17 protein-coding genes are annotated in these 17165 nt (G+C 70.4%); 1 reads left to right on the top strand and 16 read right to left on the bottom strand.

Going from position 1 to position 17165, the window contains the following annotated elements; translation table 11 throughout:
* Positions 1-40: 40 nt before the first annotated feature.
* A complete protein-coding gene (locus AB0J69_RS13655) occupies positions 41-274 on the bottom strand; it encodes a hypothetical protein (RefSeq protein WP_364116587.1) in 234 nt (77 codons plus the stop codon).
* A gap of 76 nt (positions 275-350) precedes the next feature.
* Between AB0J69_RS13655 and AB0J69_RS13650 the strand changes: the two genes are divergently transcribed.
* Positions 351-965 (top strand): Uma2 family endonuclease, encoded by a 615-nt coding sequence (locus AB0J69_RS13650; RefSeq protein WP_364116585.1) that lies wholly within the window; start codon positions 351-353, stop codon positions 963-965.
* Between the two features lie 45 nt (positions 966-1010).
* Here AB0J69_RS13650 and AB0J69_RS13645 read toward each other — a convergent pair whose 3' ends face one another.
* The 15 genes from AB0J69_RS13645 to AB0J69_RS13575 all read right to left on the bottom strand — a co-directional run bounded on the left by AB0J69_RS13645 (position 1011) and on the right by AB0J69_RS13575 (position 17115).
* A complete protein-coding gene (locus tag AB0J69_RS13645) occupies positions 1011-3563 on the bottom strand; it encodes a phenylalanine--tRNA ligase subunit beta (protein WP_364116583.1) in 2553 nt (850 codons plus the stop codon).
* Complete coding sequence (gene pheS, locus AB0J69_RS13640; protein WP_364116689.1) at positions 3563-4603, bottom strand: phenylalanine--tRNA ligase subunit alpha; 1041 nt, start codon at positions 4601-4603, stop codon at positions 3563-3565. Before pheS ends, AB0J69_RS13645 begins: the two co-directional genes overlap by 1 nt.
* A 129-nt stretch (positions 4604-4732) precedes the next feature.
* Complete coding sequence (locus tag AB0J69_RS13635) at positions 4733-5824, bottom strand: ATP-binding protein (protein WP_364116582.1); 1092 nt, start codon at positions 5822-5824, stop codon at positions 4733-4735.
* Between the two features lie 50 nt (positions 5825-5874).
* Positions 5875-6678 carry an RNA methyltransferase gene (locus tag AB0J69_RS13630; RefSeq protein ID WP_364116580.1) on the bottom strand — a complete coding sequence of 268 codons (804 nt, stop codon included), beginning with the start codon at positions 6676-6678 and terminating at the stop codon, positions 5875-5877.
* Between the two features lie 71 nt (positions 6679-6749).
* Positions 6750-7133: a 50S ribosomal protein L20 gene (gene rplT, locus AB0J69_RS13625; protein WP_364116579.1), complete on the bottom strand. Its 384-nt coding sequence runs from the start codon at positions 7131-7133 to the stop codon at positions 6750-6752.
* A gap of 24 nt (positions 7134-7157) precedes the next feature.
* A complete protein-coding gene (gene rpmI / locus AB0J69_RS13620) occupies positions 7158-7352 on the bottom strand; it encodes a 50S ribosomal protein L35 (protein ID WP_090761693.1) in 195 nt (64 codons plus the stop codon).
* A 120-nt stretch (positions 7353-7472) separates the two neighbouring features.
* Entirely contained in the window at positions 7473-8060 is a 588-nt protein-coding gene (gene infC / locus AB0J69_RS13615; protein ID WP_364116687.1) for a translation initiation factor IF-3, read from the bottom strand.
* 335 nt (positions 8061-8395) lie between these two features.
* Positions 8396-9253, bottom strand: coding sequence for a shikimate dehydrogenase (locus AB0J69_RS13610; RefSeq protein ID WP_364116577.1), 858 nt, complete (start codon positions 9251-9253; stop codon positions 8396-8398).
* A gap of 184 nt (positions 9254-9437) precedes the next feature.
* Positions 9438-10466: an endolytic transglycosylase MltG gene (mltG, locus tag AB0J69_RS13605; RefSeq protein WP_364116575.1), complete on the bottom strand. Its 1029-nt coding sequence runs from the start codon at positions 10464-10466 to the stop codon at positions 9438-9440.
* A 346-nt stretch (positions 10467-10812) separates the two neighbouring features.
* Entirely contained in the window at positions 10813-12099 is a 1287-nt protein-coding gene (gene mltG, locus AB0J69_RS13600; protein WP_364116573.1) for an endolytic transglycosylase MltG, read from the bottom strand.
* 241 nt (positions 12100-12340) lie between these two features.
* Positions 12341-12820, bottom strand: coding sequence for a Holliday junction resolvase RuvX (gene ruvX, locus AB0J69_RS13595; protein WP_364116571.1), 480 nt, complete (start codon positions 12818-12820; stop codon positions 12341-12343).
* Between the two features lies 1 nt (position 12821).
* Positions 12822-15494 carry an alanine--tRNA ligase gene (gene alaS / locus AB0J69_RS13590; RefSeq protein WP_364116569.1) on the bottom strand — a complete coding sequence of 891 codons (2673 nt, stop codon included), beginning with the start codon at positions 15492-15494 and terminating at the stop codon, positions 12822-12824.
* A gap of 52 nt (positions 15495-15546) precedes the next feature.
* Complete coding sequence (locus tag AB0J69_RS13585) at positions 15547-15777, bottom strand: hypothetical protein (protein ID WP_364116567.1); 231 nt, start codon at positions 15775-15777, stop codon at positions 15547-15549.
* Positions 15774-16166 carry a DUF948 domain-containing protein gene (locus tag AB0J69_RS13580; RefSeq protein ID WP_364116566.1) on the bottom strand — a complete coding sequence of 131 codons (393 nt, stop codon included), beginning with the start codon at positions 16164-16166 and terminating at the stop codon, positions 15774-15776. The genes AB0J69_RS13585 and AB0J69_RS13580 overlap by 4 nt, the downstream gene beginning before the upstream one ends.
* Before the next feature lie 85 nt (positions 16167-16251).
* Positions 16252-17115: an oxygenase MpaB family protein gene (locus tag AB0J69_RS13575; protein ID WP_364116564.1), complete on the bottom strand. Its 864-nt coding sequence runs from the start codon at positions 17113-17115 to the stop codon at positions 16252-16254.
* Positions 17116-17165: the final 50 nt, after the last annotated feature.

Genomic DNA, 17165 nt, shown 5'->3' with positions numbered 1-17165 from the left:
GAACCTCACCGGAACCGATGTTCGCTACCCGGCGAACCCCTCACCCACCCTCCCGCCACCCGTCATACCGCTCCACCAGCTCATCCACCTTCCCCAGGGCCCCTTCGTCCAGCCCCTCCACGACCACCAACCACTGAGCGTCCTCGGCATCGTCCTCCCCGGCCAGCGTCTCCCGCACCACCCGCGGCACCCCCAGACCCGGAAACCACTCCCCCAGCGTCTCAGCGACCTCCTCGGCGTCATCCCTCTCACCGAAAACCAGCAGCAGCGCCATAGAAGCCCTTCTTTTCTTCCCTACCGTGTCTTGACGTTTACAGGGTGTGAGCACAATAGATTGGTAGCGTTGAGCCATGACTGCCGAAGCGGTGATCGTTAGGATGACGCCTCCCTCGCTCCCCGACTGGGTCTTTCCGCCACCGGAGGGCTTCGTAGCAGAAGATCTCGATCACATTCCGGATTTGCCTGCGCACACAGAGTTGATTGATGGAAGCTTGGTCTTCGTGAGCCCCCAGCGTGACTTCCGCCAATCCGTCATCTTCCGGCTGCACGTCAAGCTGGAGGACTTCGTGCCCGCAGGACACGAAGTGCGTCAGGAGATGAGCGTCAAACTCGGACACCACCAACGCCCGGAGCCCGACCTCATCGTCCTGGGCCCCAAGGCGCTCATAGGCGGCGAGGTGACCTGCTTCGATGCCGCAGACGTCGTCCTCGCCGTCGAAGTGGTGTCGCCGGACTCCATCGTGCGAGACAGGGAGCGGAAGCCTGTCCTCTACGCCGAGGCGGGAATCCCGCACTTCTGGCGCATCGAAGAGGTCAACGCCCAGCCCGCCGTCTTCGTCTACGAACTCGACCGGGCCACGAAGTCCTACGGCAGGACCGGCATCCACCATGACCGGCTGAAGCTCACGGTCCCGTTCGACATCGACATCGACCTCACCACGCTCTACAAGAGCCGCACCCGCTAGAAGGGGCCGGCACGGCACCTGCCGCACCGGCCCCCGGAAGACCCGTCAGCCGCGGAGCTGAGCACCCACCCGATCGGCCGCCATCGCCACGGCGGCGTCCCGGGCCGCCGTGGTCTCCTCGACCGTCAGCGTGCGATCCGCCGCCCGGAACCGCATCGAGTAGGCGAGCGACTTGTTCCCCTCGCCCACCTGCTCCCCGGCGTAGACGTCGAACAGCCGGATCGACTCCAGCAGTTCCCCGGCCCCGTCGCGCAGCGCCACCTCCACGTCGGCCACCGGCGTGAAGTCGGGCACGATCAGCGCGACGTCCTGCGTGGCCACCGGGTAGGCGGACACCGCGGGCGTCTCGACCGGCCCCGGCATGACCGCTTCCAGCCGCGACAGCTCCAGCTCCATCGCCGACGTGCGGGCCGGCAGCCCGTACGCCTCGATCGCCCGCGGATGCAGCTCCCCGGCGTGTCCCACCAGCGTGTCGCCCACGTAGAGGGCCGCGCACCGGCCGGGGTGCCAGGGCTCGTGCTGGTCGGCGCTGATGGACAGCTCCACCCCCGCCTCGGCCGCCACCAGCCGGGCGGCCTGCACCGCGTCGGCCCACGAGGCCGCGCGCCCGCCGCCCCACCAGCCGGACCGCTCGAACTCCCCGGCCAGCACCACCGCGACCCGCAGCGGCTGGTCGGGCAGCGCCGCCTCGATCGAGGCCAGCTCCTCGGCGGTCGGCCGCCGCTCGACCCCGAGCACCGGCGCCACCCCGGGCGCGCCCTCACGCGGCCGGTAGACCGGGCCCGTCTCGAACAGCGCCACGTCCGTGAAGCCGCGCCCGACGTTGCGCACCAGGGTCTTGAGCAGCCCCGGCAGCAGCGTCGTGCGCATCAGCGGCTCGTCCTCGGACAGCGGGTTGGCCAGCCGCATGGCGTGGCGCCGCGCGTCGTCGGCGGGCAGCTGCAGCCGGTCGAAGTCGTCCGCGCTGATGAACGGGTAGCTGAGCACCTCGACGTGGCCGCCCTCGGCCAGCGCCCGGCCGACCCGGCGGCGCAGCCGCTGGGCCTCGGTGAGCCCCGCGCCGGCGGGGGCGGAGGGCAGCACCGACGGCAGGCTCTCGTAGCCCTCCAGCCGGATGACCTCCTCCGCCAGGTCGTTGGGGTCGGTGAGGTCGGGCCGCCAGGACGGCGGCGTCACCGTGATCATGTCGTCGCCGGTGACGGCCAACCTGGCCGCCAGCGCGCCGCCGGTCACGACACCGGTCGGGGCCACGCCGCCCTTGCGCACGGCCGGGTCGTCGCCGTCGGTCACGACGCAGCCGACCTGCTCCAGCCGGGCGACCACGGTGTCCTTGGAGTAGGCCACGCCGGCCACCCGGCCCGGGTGGCCCGCCGGGATCGCGATGCGCGCGGGCGACACCTCGACCTCGGCGTGGGTGACCCCGGGCTGCACGGTCGCGCCGCCCAGCTCGGCCAGCAGCTGCACCGCCCGCCACGAGGCGACGAGCGGCAGCTCCCGGTCCACGCCCCGCTCGAACCGCTTGGACGCCTCGGACACGAGCCCGTGCCGGCGCGACTCGCGCGAGATGCCGGTCGCGGAGAAGTGGGCGGCCTCGATGACGATGTCGGTCGAGCCGTCGGAGATCTCGGTCTCAAGGCCGCCCATCGTGCCGGCCATCGAGATCGGCCCCGACTGGTCGGTGATGAGGATGTCGTCGGGGTCGAGCTCGCGCACCACGTGGTCGAGCGTCTCCAGGCGCTCGCCGGCCGCGGCCCGGCGTACGACGATCTCGCCGGTCAACTTGGCCCGGTCGAACGCGTGCAGCGGCTGCCCGAGCTCCAGCATCAGGTAGTTGGTGATGTCCACGGCCAGGGACACGGGACGCATGCCGGCCCGGGTGAGGCGTACGCGCATCCACAGCGGGCTCTCGGCGGCCGGGTCGAAACCGCGTACCTCACGCAGCACGAAGCGGTCGCACGCCGTCGGGTCGGCGATGGAGGCCGGCCACGACGGGCCGGTCTCGGCGGGGAGCTCGACGTCGGCGGGGTCGCGGAAGTCCACCCCGAACGCCGTCGCCGCCTCGCGCGCCACACCCCTGATCGACAGCGCGTAGCCGATGTCGGGCGTGATCTCCAGCTCGATCACGTCGTCGCGCAGCCCGAGCAGCTCGACCACGTCGGTGCCGATGGGCGTGCCGGCGGGCAGCACCATGATGCCGTTGTGGTCGTCGCCCAGGCCGAGCTCCCGCTCGGAGCAGATCATGCCCTCGGACATGCGCCCGTACGTCTTGCGCGCCCCGACCTCGAACCCGCCCGGCAGCACGCCCCCGGGCAGGACGACCGGCACCCGGTCACCGGCGGCGAAGTTCGTGGCGCCGCAGACGATCTCGCGCGGCGTCGCCTCCCCCACCTCGACCTTGCAGTGCCGGATCGGCTTCTTGAAGCCGGTCAGCTCCTCGATCTCGAGCACCTCGCCGACGACGACGTTCTTGACGTCGTGGCCGTGCGAGGAGATCGACTCGAGCTTGAGCCCGGCCGCGGTCAGCTTGTCGGCCACCTCGTGGGCGGTCACCGCCGGGAGATCGACATACTCCCGCAGCCAGGAAAGCGGGACCCTCATCAGATCTCCATTCCGAACGGGAGCGTGAAGCGCACGTCTCCCTCGACCATGTCACGCATGTCCTCGGCGTTGTGACGGAACATCAGCGTCCGCTCGATGCCCATCCCGAACGCGAACCCGGAGTAGCGCGAGGGGTCCACACCGCACGCGACGAGCACGCGCGGGTTGACCATGCCGCAGCCGCCCCACTCGATCCAGCCCTCCGACTTGCAGGTGCGGCAGGGCGGGTTGCCGGGGATCGCCGAGGCGCCGCGGCAGACGAAGCACTTGAGGTCCATCTCGGCGGACGGCTCGGTGAACGGGAAGTAGTTGGGCCGGAACCGGGTCGTGATGCCCTTGCCGAACATCACCTCCGCGAACCGGTCGAGCGTGCCCTTGAGGTGGGCCATCGTCAGGCCCTCGTCCACGGCCAGGCCCTCGGTCTGGTGGAAGACCGGGGTGTGGGTGGCGTCGAGCTCGTCGGTGCGGAACGTCTTGCCCGGCGAGATCACGTAGACCGGCAGCTCGCGCTGGAGCAGCGCGCGGATCTGCACCGGCGAGGTCTGGGTCCGCAGGACCATTCCGGAGCTCGTCGAGTCCACGAAGAACGTGTCGTGGTCGGAGCGGGCCGGGTGGTCCTTGGCGATGTTGAGCGCGTCGAAGTTGAACCACTCGCCTTCGAGCTCGGGCCCCTCCGCCACCTCGTAGCCCATCGCGACGAACGCGTCGGCGATGCGCTCCTGCAGCGTGGTGAGCGGGTGGCGGGCGCCGCGCGGCCGCCGGTCCCAGGGCAGGGTGACGTCGACGGCCTCCTCGACGAGCACCCGGGCGTCGCGCTCGGCCTCCAGCTCGGCCTGGCGGGCGGCCAGCGCCTCGTTGATCGCCTTGCGGGCGCCGCCGATGCGCTTGCCGGCCTCGGCGCGGGCGGCCGGGGGCAGGGCGCCGATCTCGCGGTTGGCCAGGGCGATGGGCGAGCGGTCACCCGCGTGCGCCAGCCTGGCCTGCTTGAGTGCGTCGAGGTCGGCGGCCGCCTTGATCGCCTCGATGGCGGCGGCCTCCATGCGGGACACCTCGTCGGCATGCAACGGTGTCACCTCGACGGGGTCGTAGTCAGACAAGAGTGAGCTCCGTATCCAGGGCTTGAGCGGAAAGAGTCTAGTGGGCCCCGCCCACCGGGCCCGAATTCCGCCTCAGACGGCGGCGAAGTCGGGCGTGCCGGTGGGCACGGTAAATCGGAACTCCGCCCCGCCTTCGGGCGCCCGCTGCACGGTGATCGTGCCACCGTGCGCCTCGACCAGACCCTTGACGATGAACAGGCCGAGCCCGGTGCCGCCGCGGCGGCGGCTGTTGCCGCCCCGCCAGAACTGCCTGAAGACGCGCGGAGCCAGCTCGGGCTCGATGCCCTCACCCTCGTCGCGCACCGACACGGCAACTCCCCATCCGACGGACTCGATCTCGATTGTCACGGTTCCGCGCCCGTGACGCACCGCGTTTTCCACCAGGTTACCCAGGATCTGGTCGATCTTGTCCTGGTCAAGCCACATTTCCGGCAGGTGGTCGCCCACGATCAGGCGGTAGCGGTCATCGGTGTCGCCGGCCGCCACCCGGCCCGCGATGAGCCGGCGCGCCCTGGCCGGCAGGTCGACCACCTGGCGGCGCACCTCCAGCCGGCCGGACTCGATGCGCGAGACGTCGAGCAGCTCGGTGATGAGCCGGGTCACGCGGTCGGCGTCGTTGTTGACGGTCTCGAGCATGACGCGCTTCTGCTCGTCGGTGAAGCGGGTCCACTTGGCCAGCAGCGTCGCGGTGAACCCTTTGACGCTGGTCAGCGGCGAGCGCAGCTCGTGGGCCACGGTGGAGACCAGGTCGGCGCGGCTGCGCTCCAGCCGGGCGCGGGCGCCGCCGTCGCGCAGCGTGATCGCGACGCGCTCGACCTCACCGCCGCGCTCCGGCTCGCGTACGAGCCTGGCCGCGACGTAGAGCTCCTGGCCTCCTGGCAGGTGCAGCGGCCGCTCGGGGACCCGGCTCCTGGACCGCAGCCCGCCCTCGGGGTCGAGCGCCTTCCACCAGTCGCGCCCGTCGTGGTCGCGGAAGGGGAACACATCGTTCATGTGCCTGCCGACCGCGCGCTCCATCGCGACGCCGGTGAGCCGCGCGGCGGCCCGGTTGACGGCCGTCACACACCCATATCGGTCAGCCACGATCAGGCCGTCAGGAAGATCGTCGATGGCTATCGTGCACGCGGCGGCCACTACTCGCCCGTCGGTGTCTGCGCCGTGCACGACCTCGCCTCCTCCGCCTACAACGCCGACAATAGCGGGTTTCCAGCCGCCTAGGACACTCGCTGCGCCCTGGCCGAGGAGTAAAGGCATACCGCCGCGGCGGTGGCCAGGTTCAGACTTTCAGCCTGTCCGTAGATGGGCACTCTGACCACATCATCCGCCTCAGCGAGTATCTCCTCCGGCAGTCCCCAGGCCTCGTTGCCGAAGATCCACGCGGTGGGTCCCGAGAGATCCACATCGTCGAGCGTGTGCTTGCCCGCGCCGTCGGCCGCCAGCACGCGCAGGCCCCGCTCCTTTAGTTGACGCACGGCGGCGCCGACCGGTGCACCGATGGTGACGGGCAAGTGGAACAGGCTGCCGGCGCTGGCGCGTACGCACTTGCCGTTGTACGGGTCCACGGAGGCGTCGGTGAAGACCACGGAGTCGGCGCCGGCGGCGTCGGCCGCCCGCATGACGGTCCCGGCGTTGCCCGGATCGCGCACGTGCGCCAGCACCGCGACCAGGCACGGCACACCGGCCAGCGCCTTCTCCAGCGGCACGTGCACGAGCCCGCAGACGGCCACCAGCCCCTGCGGGGTCACGGTCTGCGACAGCTCCGACATGACCTCACCGCTGGCCCGGTGCACGGGGATGCCCTTGAGCGCGGCCTCGCTGATGAGCTCGGGGTGACGCAGCTCGGCCTCCGCCGTGCTGAACAGCTCCAGCGTCACGCCGTCGAGCTTGAGCGCCTCGCGTACCGCCTGCGGCCCCTCCGCCAGGAACTTGCGGTCCTGGTCCCGGAAGGCCCGCTTGGTGAGCCGCCTGGCGGCCTTCACCCGCGGCGACCTCACGTTGGTCAGCTCGGACCCGCCCATCGTCGTCTTCCCCCACTCGTACGAACAGCAAAGGGCCCACCGTCATCGGTGGGCCCTGCAAATCAATCGCTTCAGCTCGCGGCCGGAGCGTTCACGTTAGCCGGGAGCGCCTTCCTGGCGGCCTCGACGAGCGTGGCGAAGGTCTGGCTGTCGTTGACCGCGAGGTCAGCGAGGATCTTGCGGTCAACCTCGATGTTGGCAAGACGCAGGCCCTGGATCAAACGGTTGTAGGTGATGCCGTTCTGCCGGGCGGCAGCGTTGATGCGCTGAATCCACAGACGACGGAAAGCGCCCTTGCGGTCCTTGCGGTCCCGGTAGGCGTACGTCATCGAGTGGAGCATCTGCTCCTTGGCCTTGCGGTAAAGACGCGACCGCTGACCACGGTAACCGCTCGCCCTTTCGAGGACGACCTTGCGCTTCTTCTTGGCGTTGAGCGCCCGCTTCACGCGTGCCATGTTTCTTCTCCCCGGGGGTTCGCGCTACTTGGCGAGCAGCTTCTTGATCTTCTTAGAGTCGGCGTCGGAAAGGACGACCTCGTTCTTGAGACGGCGCGTCAGCGTGGACGACTTCCACTCGTTGTAGTGCGCGCGGTTGGCACGGCGACGCTTGATCTTGCCGGTGCCGGTGACCCGGAACCGCTTCTTCGCACCGCTGTGCGTCTTCATCTTCGGCATGTCGCCGTCTCTCCTCGTTTCGGTCGTGCCACTGGCCGGGCCGGTGCTGGCCGGCCCGGTAGCGGCGTCTTCGTCTGCCGGTGGCTGCTGGGGTGCTGTAAGGCTAACCCCAACTGCGGGTCACGCTTCCGGTGGGGAAGGCTCCTCGCCGCCACGCTGCGCCTTGGCAGCGGCCTTTTCGGCCTTTGCCTCGGCCTTCTTCTTGTGCGGACCGATCACCATGATCATGTTACGGCCGTCCTGCTTGGCGTGGGACTCCACGAAGCCGAGCTCCTGGACGTCGTCCGCCAGCCGCTGCAGCAGCCGGAAGCCGAGCTCCGGCCGGGACTGCTCGCGTCCGCGGAACATGATCGTGACTTTGACCTTGTCCCCCGCCTTGAGGAACCGCACCACGTGACCCTTCTTGGTCTCGTAGTCGTGCGGGTCGATCTTCGGCCGGAGCTTGATCTCCTTGATGATCGTGTGCGCCTGATTCTTGCGCGCCTCGCGCGCCTTCATCGCGGACTCGTACTTGAACTTTCCGTAGTCCATGAGCTTGCACACGGGCGGTCGAGCCGTGGCCGCGACCTCAACAAGGTCGAGGTCGGCCTCCTGGGCGAGCTTGAGCGCATCGTGAATGGACACGATGCCTACCTGCTCGCCGTTCGGGCCCACGAGGCGAACCTCGGGAACTCGGATACGCTCGTTGATGCGGGGCTCAGTGCTGATGGGGCCTCCTAGGTTTGCGATCCCTACGTGCTCGTCGTGCCGGGAGCCCTCCGCCGAGACGCGAAAAGCCCCGCACGTCGCGCATGCGGGGCCACTGAGCTCTTTGGCTTCGTGGCCTCGAGCTCCCCGGAGTAGTCCGGCGTGATCCTGGACCCGGCCACCTTTCGGTGACTCAGGTGGGAGGGAGACCTCCGCTTGCGCGTCCAGCAAGGCATGCCGGACCGATCAGAGAGCTACATTACCACAACGCCAGGACATCCTCGAATCTTCCCCGCCGGCCCGCGCCAGGACGGGGGCCAGGCCGGGCGCCGGCGTAAGGAGGGGCGTCAGGACGCTCAACCCGTGCGGCTGACCGATCGCCTGAGGATCTCGGCCTCCCCGGCTGCCCGCATGGCCTCCACCGGCACCTCCGTGACACCGGTCATCAGCCGCACCTGCCGCACCGCCTGGTGCAGCAGCATCTCGAACCCCCCGACCACGGTGCCGCCCGCCGCGCGTACGGCCGTCGCCGCCCGGGTCGGCCAGGGCGAGTAGACCACGTCGAAGAGCGCGGGCACCCGCGCCAGCCGGTCCGCGAACACGTCGGCCGCCCCGCCCGGCAGCGTGGACACCACCAGGTCCACCCCCGTGAGGGGGTCGAGCTTGTCGAACGTCTCCACCGCCAGGGCCACCCCCAGCCGCTCGGCCACCTCGGCCGTCTCCCCCGCCCGCGCGGGATCGCGCACCAGCAGCGTGGCCGAGAACAGGCCCAGGTTGCGCAGCGCCACCAGCGTGGAGGCCGCCGTGGCCCCGCCGCCGAGGACGGTCGCCGATCGCGGCGCGGGCACGCCGGCCTCGGCCAGCGCCTGCTCGATGCCGTAGACATCCGTGTTGTCGCCGTGTCGCCGCCCGTCGCGGAACACCACGGTGTTGGCCCCGCCGACCTCGACGGCCGTCTCGGAGACGGTGTCGAGCAGGGGCAGCACGGCCCGCTTGAGCGGCATCGTCAGCGAGAGCCCCGCCCACGCGTCCGCACCGGCGCCGGCCTGCCCGCGCACGGGCGTCAGCTCGGCCAGCAGCCCCGGCAGGCGCGCCTCGTCGCACTCGAACGCCTCGTAGCTCCACCCGCCGAGCCCCATCGCGTGGTAGGCGGCCCTGTGCAGGTAAGGCGAGAGCGAATGGCCGATGGGAGACCCCATCACCGCAGCCCGCATCCCCACTCCTTCCGAACAGGACGACCCTATCGCCAAGCCGGCCCACGGCCGCCCGGGGATCGCCGGGACACCGCACGGCCGCCCGGACACTCGCCGGAACACCGCACGGCCGCCCGGACACTCGCCGGGCGGCCGTGAGAGGTGGCCGTGAGAGGCGACCGTGTGAAGCGGCCGCGTGAAGGCGTCAGCCGCCGCCGTTCGCCTTGAACTCCGCCAGGAGCCGCTGGAACTCGGCGTCCGTGGTGGCGAACTTGGTGACGTTGCTCTTGGGGTCGGTGGCCACGAAGTAGAGCCAGCTCCCCTTCTCCGGGTTCAGCGCCGCCTCGATAGCGTCGTCGCCCGGGTTGGTGATCGCGCCGGGCGGCAGGCCCAGATTCATGTACGTGTTGTACGGGTGCTTGGTCCGCGTCTCCGGGATGGTTGCGGTGGTGCGGAACTTGCCCAGCGCGTACATCACCGTGCTGTCCATCTGCAGCTTCATCGGCGGCTTGAGGTCGAGCCGGTTGTAGATGACACGGGCGATCTTCCCCATGTCCTCCTTCCGGCCGGCCTCGGCCTGCACGATGCTGGCGATGACGATGATCTCGTGCGGCGTGCGGTCCAGCGCCTTGGCACCGCCTTCCAGGTCCAGCTGCTCGGCCGTCTGCTTGAACCGCTTGACCATCGCCGCCAGCATCTCCTTGGGCGTGGTCTTGGGCTGGAACTCGTACGTGGCGGGGAAGGCGTACCCCTCGAGCCTGCCCTTGGCGTACGGCGGCAGGTCCAGGGCCTCGGCGTCCTTGGCCGCGGCGGCGAACTCCTTGACCGGTTTGCCGGTCTTCGCGGCCAGTTCGGCGTACGTCTGCGACAGCCGCAGGCCTTCCTTGAGCGGCACCTTGGCGAGCAACTGGTTCCCGGGGACGAGCATCGCGACCGCGCTGGCGGCCGACATCTCCTTGCGCAGCTTGTACTCGCCGGGCTGCAGCTTGTCGCTCATGTTGGCGTTGGCGATCGCGTTGGTGAACGCCCTGGCGCTGGCGACGACCCCCTGCCGCTCCAGCTCCTGGGCCACCTCCGAGGCGCTCTGACCCTGCTTGATCTCGATGACGACCTGACCGGTGCCCTGACCGGTGTAGTCGTCGGGCACGAGCGCGTCGCTGAGCCACAGGTAGCCGAAGTAACCGCCGCCGCCGATGATGCCCGCCAGGACGACGAAGGCGAGCAGTGGCGCCATGAATCCGCCCCGGTTGCGACGCCGGCGCCGCCTGCGCCCGCTCCCGCGTTTACCGGAGCCCCGAGTGCGGCGCCGACTTGAGCCTTCGTCGTCCTCGGCGCCGAGCAAGGTGTTCAGATCGAGATCGTTCATAGGTGCGCTGGCCAATCTCCCGGTACCGCCCGCCGGGCGTCAAGCGGAACTGCCCAACCGGCTGGGGTCACCGAGCGAAACTGGGGGAGCCGCCGCGCGTGGCGCTGCCACGACAGGCGGAGATCACTCTGGGTAGCCATGCTAGAGGATGAAAAGAGGGCGCATGCCCTACTTTGGGGCTTTTGCGCGGGGAGAGAGGGGGTCCCGTCGAACATCAGCTCGTCCCGAGGTTCTTGTTCAACTCTTCCCGGTATCTCACGAACTCGCTCTCTTTGTTGGTGAATTTGGTGATTCTATGCGCCGGATCCGTCGTCACAAACCAGTGCCAATCACCTTCTGCGGGGTTGAGGGCCGCCATCAGCGCCTTCTCTCCAGGATTGGCGATGGGGCCGGGCGGCAGTCCTTTGTGGCGATAGGTGTTGTAAGGAGAGTTCACCTTGGTATCGCTCTCCGTTACCTTCAGGGTCCTGCGGTTCTGCGCGTACAGCACGGTGCTGTCGATCTCCAGCGGCGTGCCCTTCGCCAGGCGGTTGTAGATCACTCTGGAGATCTTCGGGTAGTCCTCGTCGGTCCCGCCCTCGGCCTGGATCAGGCTGGCCACCGTGACGACCTGCAGCGGGGTCAGATTCACCCGCGACGCCTGCTCCTCCAGGCCCACGTGCCGGGCCGCGACGGCGAAGCGCTCGGCCATGGCCGCCAGCACGTCCACGGCCGTGTCGCCGGGCTCGATCTCGTACGTGGCGGGGAACAGGAACCCCTCCAGCCCCTTAGCGTACGAGGGCAGCCCGACCAGCGCGTTGTCCACGTTCCGCAGCGCCTCGATCGGCAGGCCGGCCAGCTTGGCCACGCGGCTCAGCACCTCCTGCACCCGCATGCCCTCCGGCACCGTCACCCGCCGCACGATCCTTGAGGAGGGGGCGAGCAGCAGGTCGAGCGCAGCTCCCGCCGCCATGCCCTTGCGCAGCCGGTAGTGGCCGGGCCGCAGCCGGTCGCTCACGGCGCGGTCCTCCGTCACGTTCACGAACGACTGGACGCTGGCCACCACCCCGGCGTCGGCCAGCGCCGAGCCGATGGCCTGCGCGCTGGAGCCGGGCGCGATCCGCACGGTCACGGCGCCGCTGCCCGGCCCTTCGAAGTCGTCCGGGCTGAGGTACGGCTTGAGCACCGCGATCGCTCCACCGCCCAGGGCCAGCACCCCGGCGAGCAGGCCCAGAGAGAGCAGCCCCACCTTGCGCAGGGCCCGTTGCCGCCGCGCGGGCAGCGGGATGACGTCCGCCTCGGCATCCGCCGCCTCCGGCCGCCCCCCGTCGACCTGCCGCTCAGCGCCGACGGGCCACTCGTCCCCAGCGGGTCGCTCCCCGCCGGTCAGCCGGTCACCGCCGGCCGGCCGCTCGTCGCCGGACGGCTGATCGCCACCGGTCAGCGACTCACCAACCGGCGAGTCACCGGCCCGCGAGCCACCACCCGGCGAGTCACCGGCCCGCGAGCCACCGCTCGCCAAGCCACCGGCCCGCGAGCCACCGCTAGATGAGCCACCGCCAGGCGAGCCACCGCCAGGCGAGTCACCGCCAGGCGAGTCACCGCCTACCGGCCGCTCATCGCCGGCCGACGGCTCGGTCTCGTCGTCCGCCGGCTCTCCGGACCGGAACGGGATCACATCGCCGATGTCGTCCTCGTCCTCGGGTGTCCCGTTCACGCGACCACCCCACCGGCGATGCCCCGGCACTCCTTCGCGGGCGCGCTCATGAGGCAGGTCCGTCGGCCGCTGGGGGCGGTTCGACGGGCCTGCCTGGTGGTCTCTCCGTGGCGCGCTCGGAGTCGAGCGCGTCCTGCAGCAGCACGACGGCCGCCGCCTGGTCGACGACGCCCCGCTGCTTCTTGGCGCGTACGCCGCTGGCCCGAAGGCCCTGCTGCGCCGTGACCGTGGTCAGCCGCTCGTCGAACAGTCGTACGGGCGTGGGCGCCAGCCGGGCCGCGAGCTTGACGGCGAACTCGCGCGCCAGCCCGGCCGCCGCCCCCTCACGCCCCGACAGCGACGTGGGCAACCCCACCACGACCTCGATCGCCTCGTGCTCGGCGACGATCGCGGCGATGCGGTCGAGGTCGCCCTTGCCCCGCCTGACAGTCTCGACCGGCGTGGCCAGCATCCCGGAAGGGTCGCTGCGGGCCACGCCGACACGTACGGAGCCGACGTCCACGCCGATCCGTGCACCGAACCTCATGTCAGCCGAGCTGCCCCGAAATCGCCTCTTCGACCAGGCGCAACGCGTCGCCGATCGCCTCCGGTCGCGTGCCGCCGCCTTGTGCGACATCGTCCTTGCCGCCACCGCCACCCCCAAGAGCCTTGGCGGCGACGCCGACCAGCTGTCCGGCCTTGAGCCCCCGCTCGCGCCCCGCCTCGTTGACCGCGGCAACCACCACGGGCCGGTCGGAGGGGGCACCAGCGATCACGACGACCGCCGGCCGGTCGGCCGGGAACCTGCCACGCACATCAAGCGCGAGCTTACGCAGGTCATCGGCACCGGTTCCATCAGGCGCGCGGTGTGTCACGACGGAGACACCCCGCAGGTCACGCGCCTGCGACACCAGATCGCCGGCCACCTGGAGCACCTGGGCCGAGCGGACCTTCTCCAGCTCCTTCTCCGCCGTGCGCAGCCGGGTGACGATGCCCTCGATGCGCTCGGGCAGCTCCTCGCGGCGCGCCTTGAGCTGCTCGGTGAGCTGCGCGACCAGCACGCTCTCGCGCGCCAGGAAGCGGAAGGCGTCGATGCCGACGAGCGCCTCGACCCGGCGCACGCCCGCGCCGACCGACTGCTCGCCCAGCACCTTGACCAGGCCGAGCTGGCCGGAGCTGTGGACGTGGGTGCCGCCGCACAGCTCGCGCGAGTAGTCGCCGATCTCGACCACGCGGACCTCGTCGCCGTATTTCTCGCCGAACATCGCCAGCGCGCCCATCGCCCTGGCCTCCGCCTGCGAGGTGTAGAAGGCGTTGACCTTGAGGTCGTTGATGAGCACGGCGTTGACCTCGTCCTCGACGTCACGCAGCACGCTCGGCGGCACCGCGCCCGCCGCGGTGAAGTCGAAGCGGAAGCGGCCGGGCGAGTTCTCCGAGCCGGCCTGCGCCGCCGTCTCGCCGAGCGCGTTCTTGAAGCCGCGATGGACGAGGTGGGTGGCGCTGTGGCTGCGCGAGATCGCGCGGCGGCGCTCGATGTCGATCTCCGCCTGCGCCTCGTCGCCGACCTTGAGCTCACCGCTGCGGATCTTGCCGCGGTGCACGACGAGCCCCGTGAGCGGCGCCTGCACGTCGGTGATCTCGACCTCGGCGCCGCTGGTGCGGATCACGCCCTGGTCGGCGAGCTGGCCACCGCCTTCGGCGTAGAACGGGGTGCGCTGGAGCACGACCTCCACCGTGGTGCCCGCGCCCGCCGCCGGGACGGACACGCCGTCGACGAGGATGCCGACCACGCTGGTGTCGGCCTCGGTCTGGTCGTAGCCGAGGAACTCGACCCGGCCGCCCGCCTCCAGGAGCTGCCCGAACACGGAGATGTCGGCGTTGCCGGTCTTCTTCGCCGCCGCGTCGGCCTTGGCGGCCGCCCGCTGCTCCTTCATGAGGCGGCGGAAGCCCTCCTCGTCGACCTTGAGCCCGTGCTCGGCCGCCATCTCCAGCGTCAGGTCGATCGGGAAGCCGTAGGTGTCGTGCAGCTTGAACGCCTGGTCGCCCGGGATCGTGGTGCCGGACTTGCGCTTGGTCTCCTCGACGGCCACGTCGAAGATCGCGGTGCCGGTGCGCAGCGTGCCCAGGAACGAGGCCTCCTCCGCGTCGATGACCCCGTGGATCTGCGGCGCGTCGGCCTTGAGCTGCTCGTACTGCTCGCCCATGACGTTGATCGCGACGTCGGTCAGCTCGTGCATGTAGCGCTCGTCGCCGGAGCCGAGCAGCCGCAGGTTGCGGATCGAGCGGCGCAGGATGCGGCGCAGCACGTAGCCGCGGCCCTCGTTGCCGGGCAGGACGCCGTCGGCGACCAGCATGGTGCCGGTGCGGACGTGGTCGGCGATGACGCGCAGGCTCACGTCGGAGCGGTGGTCACGGCCGTAGCGGGTCTTGGTGAGCTCGGCCGCCTTGTCGAGGATCTTGTACGTGGTGTCGATCTCGTAGATGTTGTCGACGCCCTGCAGGATCGCCGCCATGCGCTCCAGGCCCATGCCGGTGTCGATGTTCTTGCTCGGCAGCTCGCCCGAGATGTCGAAGTCGATCTTGGAGCGGACCTGGCTCAGCTGGTACTGCATGAAGACGAGGTTCCACACCTCGAGGTAGCGGTCCTCGTCGGCGACCGGACCGCCCTCCTTGCCGTATTCGGCGCCGCGGTCGTAGTAGATCTCCGAGCAGGGGCCGCCGGGGCCCGGCACGCCCATGTGCCAGTAGTTGTCCTCGAGGTCGCGGCGCTGGATCCGGTGCTCGGGCAGGCCGACCTTGTTGCGCCAGATGTCGTAGGCCTCGTCGTCCTCGAGGTAGACCGTCGCCCACAGCTTGTCCTCGGGGAAGCCGAAGCCCCCGTCGGACTCGGACCTGGTCAGCAGCTCCCACGCGAAGGGGATCACTTCGGCCTTGAAGTAGTCGCCGAAGGAGAAGTTGCCCAGCATCTGGAAGAACGTCGCGTGCCGGGTGGTCTTGCCGACCTCTTCGATGTCGGGGGTGCGCACGCACTTCTGCGCGGTGGCCAGCCGTGACCCCGGAGGCCTGCGCTGCCCCAGGAAGTACGGCTTGAACGGCACCATACCCGCGTTGACCAGGAGAAGCGTCGGGTCCTCAGCGATCAGGCTGGCCGAGGGCACGACCTTGTGCCCACGCTCCTCGAAGAAGCGTAGGAAGCGGCGGGCGATCTCTGCCGACTCCATTTGTGGCCATCCTTTGCTGTTAGTCAGTCGTTGTCGTCTTCGGTTGTTGTCTTCAGGTGTTGTCTTCAGCGTTGTCGAGCCCGAAGCGTGCTCGCAACTCCGTTTCGCGCTCCGCGGCCTCGCCGAGGGCGTCGTGGGTAAAGTCTCTCACCCGCCGGACCATGCCCGCCGCGCCGTCGGCCGTCCTGCGGGCGATGTGGTCGGGGTGCAGCGCCTGCAGCCTGCGCATCACCCAGAAGGCGAGGAACGCGCCGAGCGACAGGTAGAACAGCCGTCTGATCATCGCGGACGCCCCTGCCGGACGCGCGGCCCCGGCTTGCTCGGCCGGCGGGCCTCGATGGCGCGGCGCACGCCGTGGCCGATGGCGGAGACCTTGATCAGCGGCCCGGTGAAGATCGTCTGCGTCACCGCGCTCAGCTTGGCCGCGTGGCCGCTGACCTGCTTGACGTCCTTGGCGATGGCCTCGACCGCGATCAGCTGCCGGTTGGTCTCGTTGACCGTGACGCTGACGTCGTCGAGCAGCGGCGCGAGGCGGTTGTTGAGGTCGGAGACCGCCTTGGTGGTCTCCGTGAGCAGCCTGGCGAGCTTGACGAGCACCGTGACCATCACGCAGACCAGGACTATCCAGCCCGTGGCCGCGATCAGCCCGGCGACCTCTCCAGCGGTAAGCATCCGCGCATCTCCCTCGTACGCTGGGCCGGAACGGCAAGACCCTATCGCGTTCGAGTGACAACGTTAGTGCGGAAACCTCCCTCGATCAGGCAGCCACGTCGGCCCCCCGCGCTTCCGTGACCGCCCGCATCAGGCCGCGCGCCGCCCTGATCTCGGGTGACACCAACCGTTCCGGCAGCGCCATGGCCCCGGCGCGCAGCGCCTTGAGCGCCAGGTCGGCGGCGTATCCGGCCGCCCGGTGGCCGCGGCAGCCGTACATCTGCCTGGCCCACCCGGGCAGGGTCGCGAAGGCCAGCGCTCCGGCGGCGGGCAGCGAGCCGAGCGCGAGCGGCGGCGCGAGGAAGGCCAGCCGCAGCGACAGCTGGGGGCTCACGCTGCGGCGCAGCGCGTCGCGGGCCTCGACGGTGGCGGCCAGGTACGGGCGCATGCCGGCGAGGTAGTCGTCGAGCTCCGCCGTGTCGGCAGGGACGTCGCCGAGGCCGACGAGACGGGCGCTGCGCCGCTGCTCGGCCACGTACGCGTCCCGCTCCGCCCGGGTGAGCGGCACGCCGGAGCGCCCGGCCACCTCCAGGTGCGAGGACACCTCCACGCAGTGGGCCCAGCGCAGGTTCTCCTCCTCGTCCAGGCGGAACAGGGTGCCCGTGTCGGTGTCGAGGCCGATGAGGCGGGCGTGCACGCGGCGGGCCCGCTCTCCGGCGTGCTCGGCCTGCTCGCGGGTGCCGAAGGTGCGCACGGCGACGAAGTCGAGCTGGCGCCGCAGCCGGGCGCGGGCGACCTCCGGGTCGTCGAGGAGGCAGTTCTGGGCGATGCCGCGGATGGTGCGGGGGTGCAGGGCCTGCAGCTGGAAGGCGCGTACGACGGCCGGCCAGCCGGGCGTCTCGGTGTGCACTCGCCAGGTGATCGACCGGGGGCCGAAAAGGCCGCCGCCGGGGGTAACAGTCGCCTTCACACGATGGTGATTCCCCGAGATCGCGTGCTTAGTACAACTTTGCACGGTCC

The organism is Nonomuraea sp. NPDC049709 (assembly GCF_040674815.1).
GTDB lineage: Bacteria > Actinomycetota > Actinomycetes > Streptosporangiales > Streptosporangiaceae > Nonomuraea.
The sequence above is the reverse complement of the archived record's forward strand: the minus strand, read 5'-3'. Positions and strand labels throughout refer to the sequence as shown.

Coding starts and splice junctions, on each gene's coding strand:
- AB0J69_RS13580 (WP_364116566.1), bottom strand. CDS start 16,166: ATGCTTACCGCTGGAGAGGTCGCCGGGCTGATCGCGGCCACGGGCTGG.
- mltG (WP_364116575.1), bottom strand. CDS start 10,466: ATGGCGCCACTGCTCGCCTTCGTCGTCCTGGCGGGCATCATCGGCGGC.
- AB0J69_RS13650 (WP_364116585.1), top strand. CDS start 351: ATGACTGCCGAAGCGGTGATCGTTAGGATGACGCCTCCCTCGCTCCCC.
- AB0J69_RS13585 (WP_364116567.1), bottom strand. CDS start 15,777: ATGATCAGACGGCTGTTCTACCTGTCGCTCGGCGCGTTCCTCGCCTTC.
- AB0J69_RS13655 (WP_364116587.1), bottom strand. CDS start 274: ATGGCGCTGCTGCTGGTTTTCGGTGAGAGGGATGACGCCGAGGAGGTC.
- pheS (WP_364116689.1), bottom strand. CDS start 4,603: ATGGAGGCCGCCGCCATCGAGGCGATCAAGGCGGCCGCCGACCTCGAC.
- ruvX (WP_364116571.1), bottom strand. CDS start 12,820: ATGAGGTTCGGTGCACGGATCGGCGTGGACGTCGGCTCCGTACGTGTC.
- rplT (WP_364116579.1), bottom strand. CDS start 7,133: ATGGCACGCGTGAAGCGGGCGCTCAACGCCAAGAAGAAGCGCAAGGTC.
- rpmI (WP_090761693.1), bottom strand. CDS start 7,352: ATGCCGAAGATGAAGACGCACAGCGGTGCGAAGAAGCGGTTCCGGGTC.
- AB0J69_RS13630 (WP_364116580.1), bottom strand. CDS start 6,678: ATGGGCGGGTCCGAGCTGACCAACGTGAGGTCGCCGCGGGTGAAGGCC.
- alaS (WP_364116569.1), bottom strand. CDS start 15,494: ATGGAGTCGGCAGAGATCGCCCGCCGCTTCCTACGCTTCTTCGAGGAG.
- AB0J69_RS13610 (WP_364116577.1), bottom strand. CDS start 9,253: ATGCGGGCTGCGGTGATGGGGTCTCCCATCGGCCATTCGCTCTCGCCT.
- AB0J69_RS13645 (WP_364116583.1), bottom strand. CDS start 3,563: ATGAGGGTCCCGCTTTCCTGGCTGCGGGAGTATGTCGATCTCCCGGCG.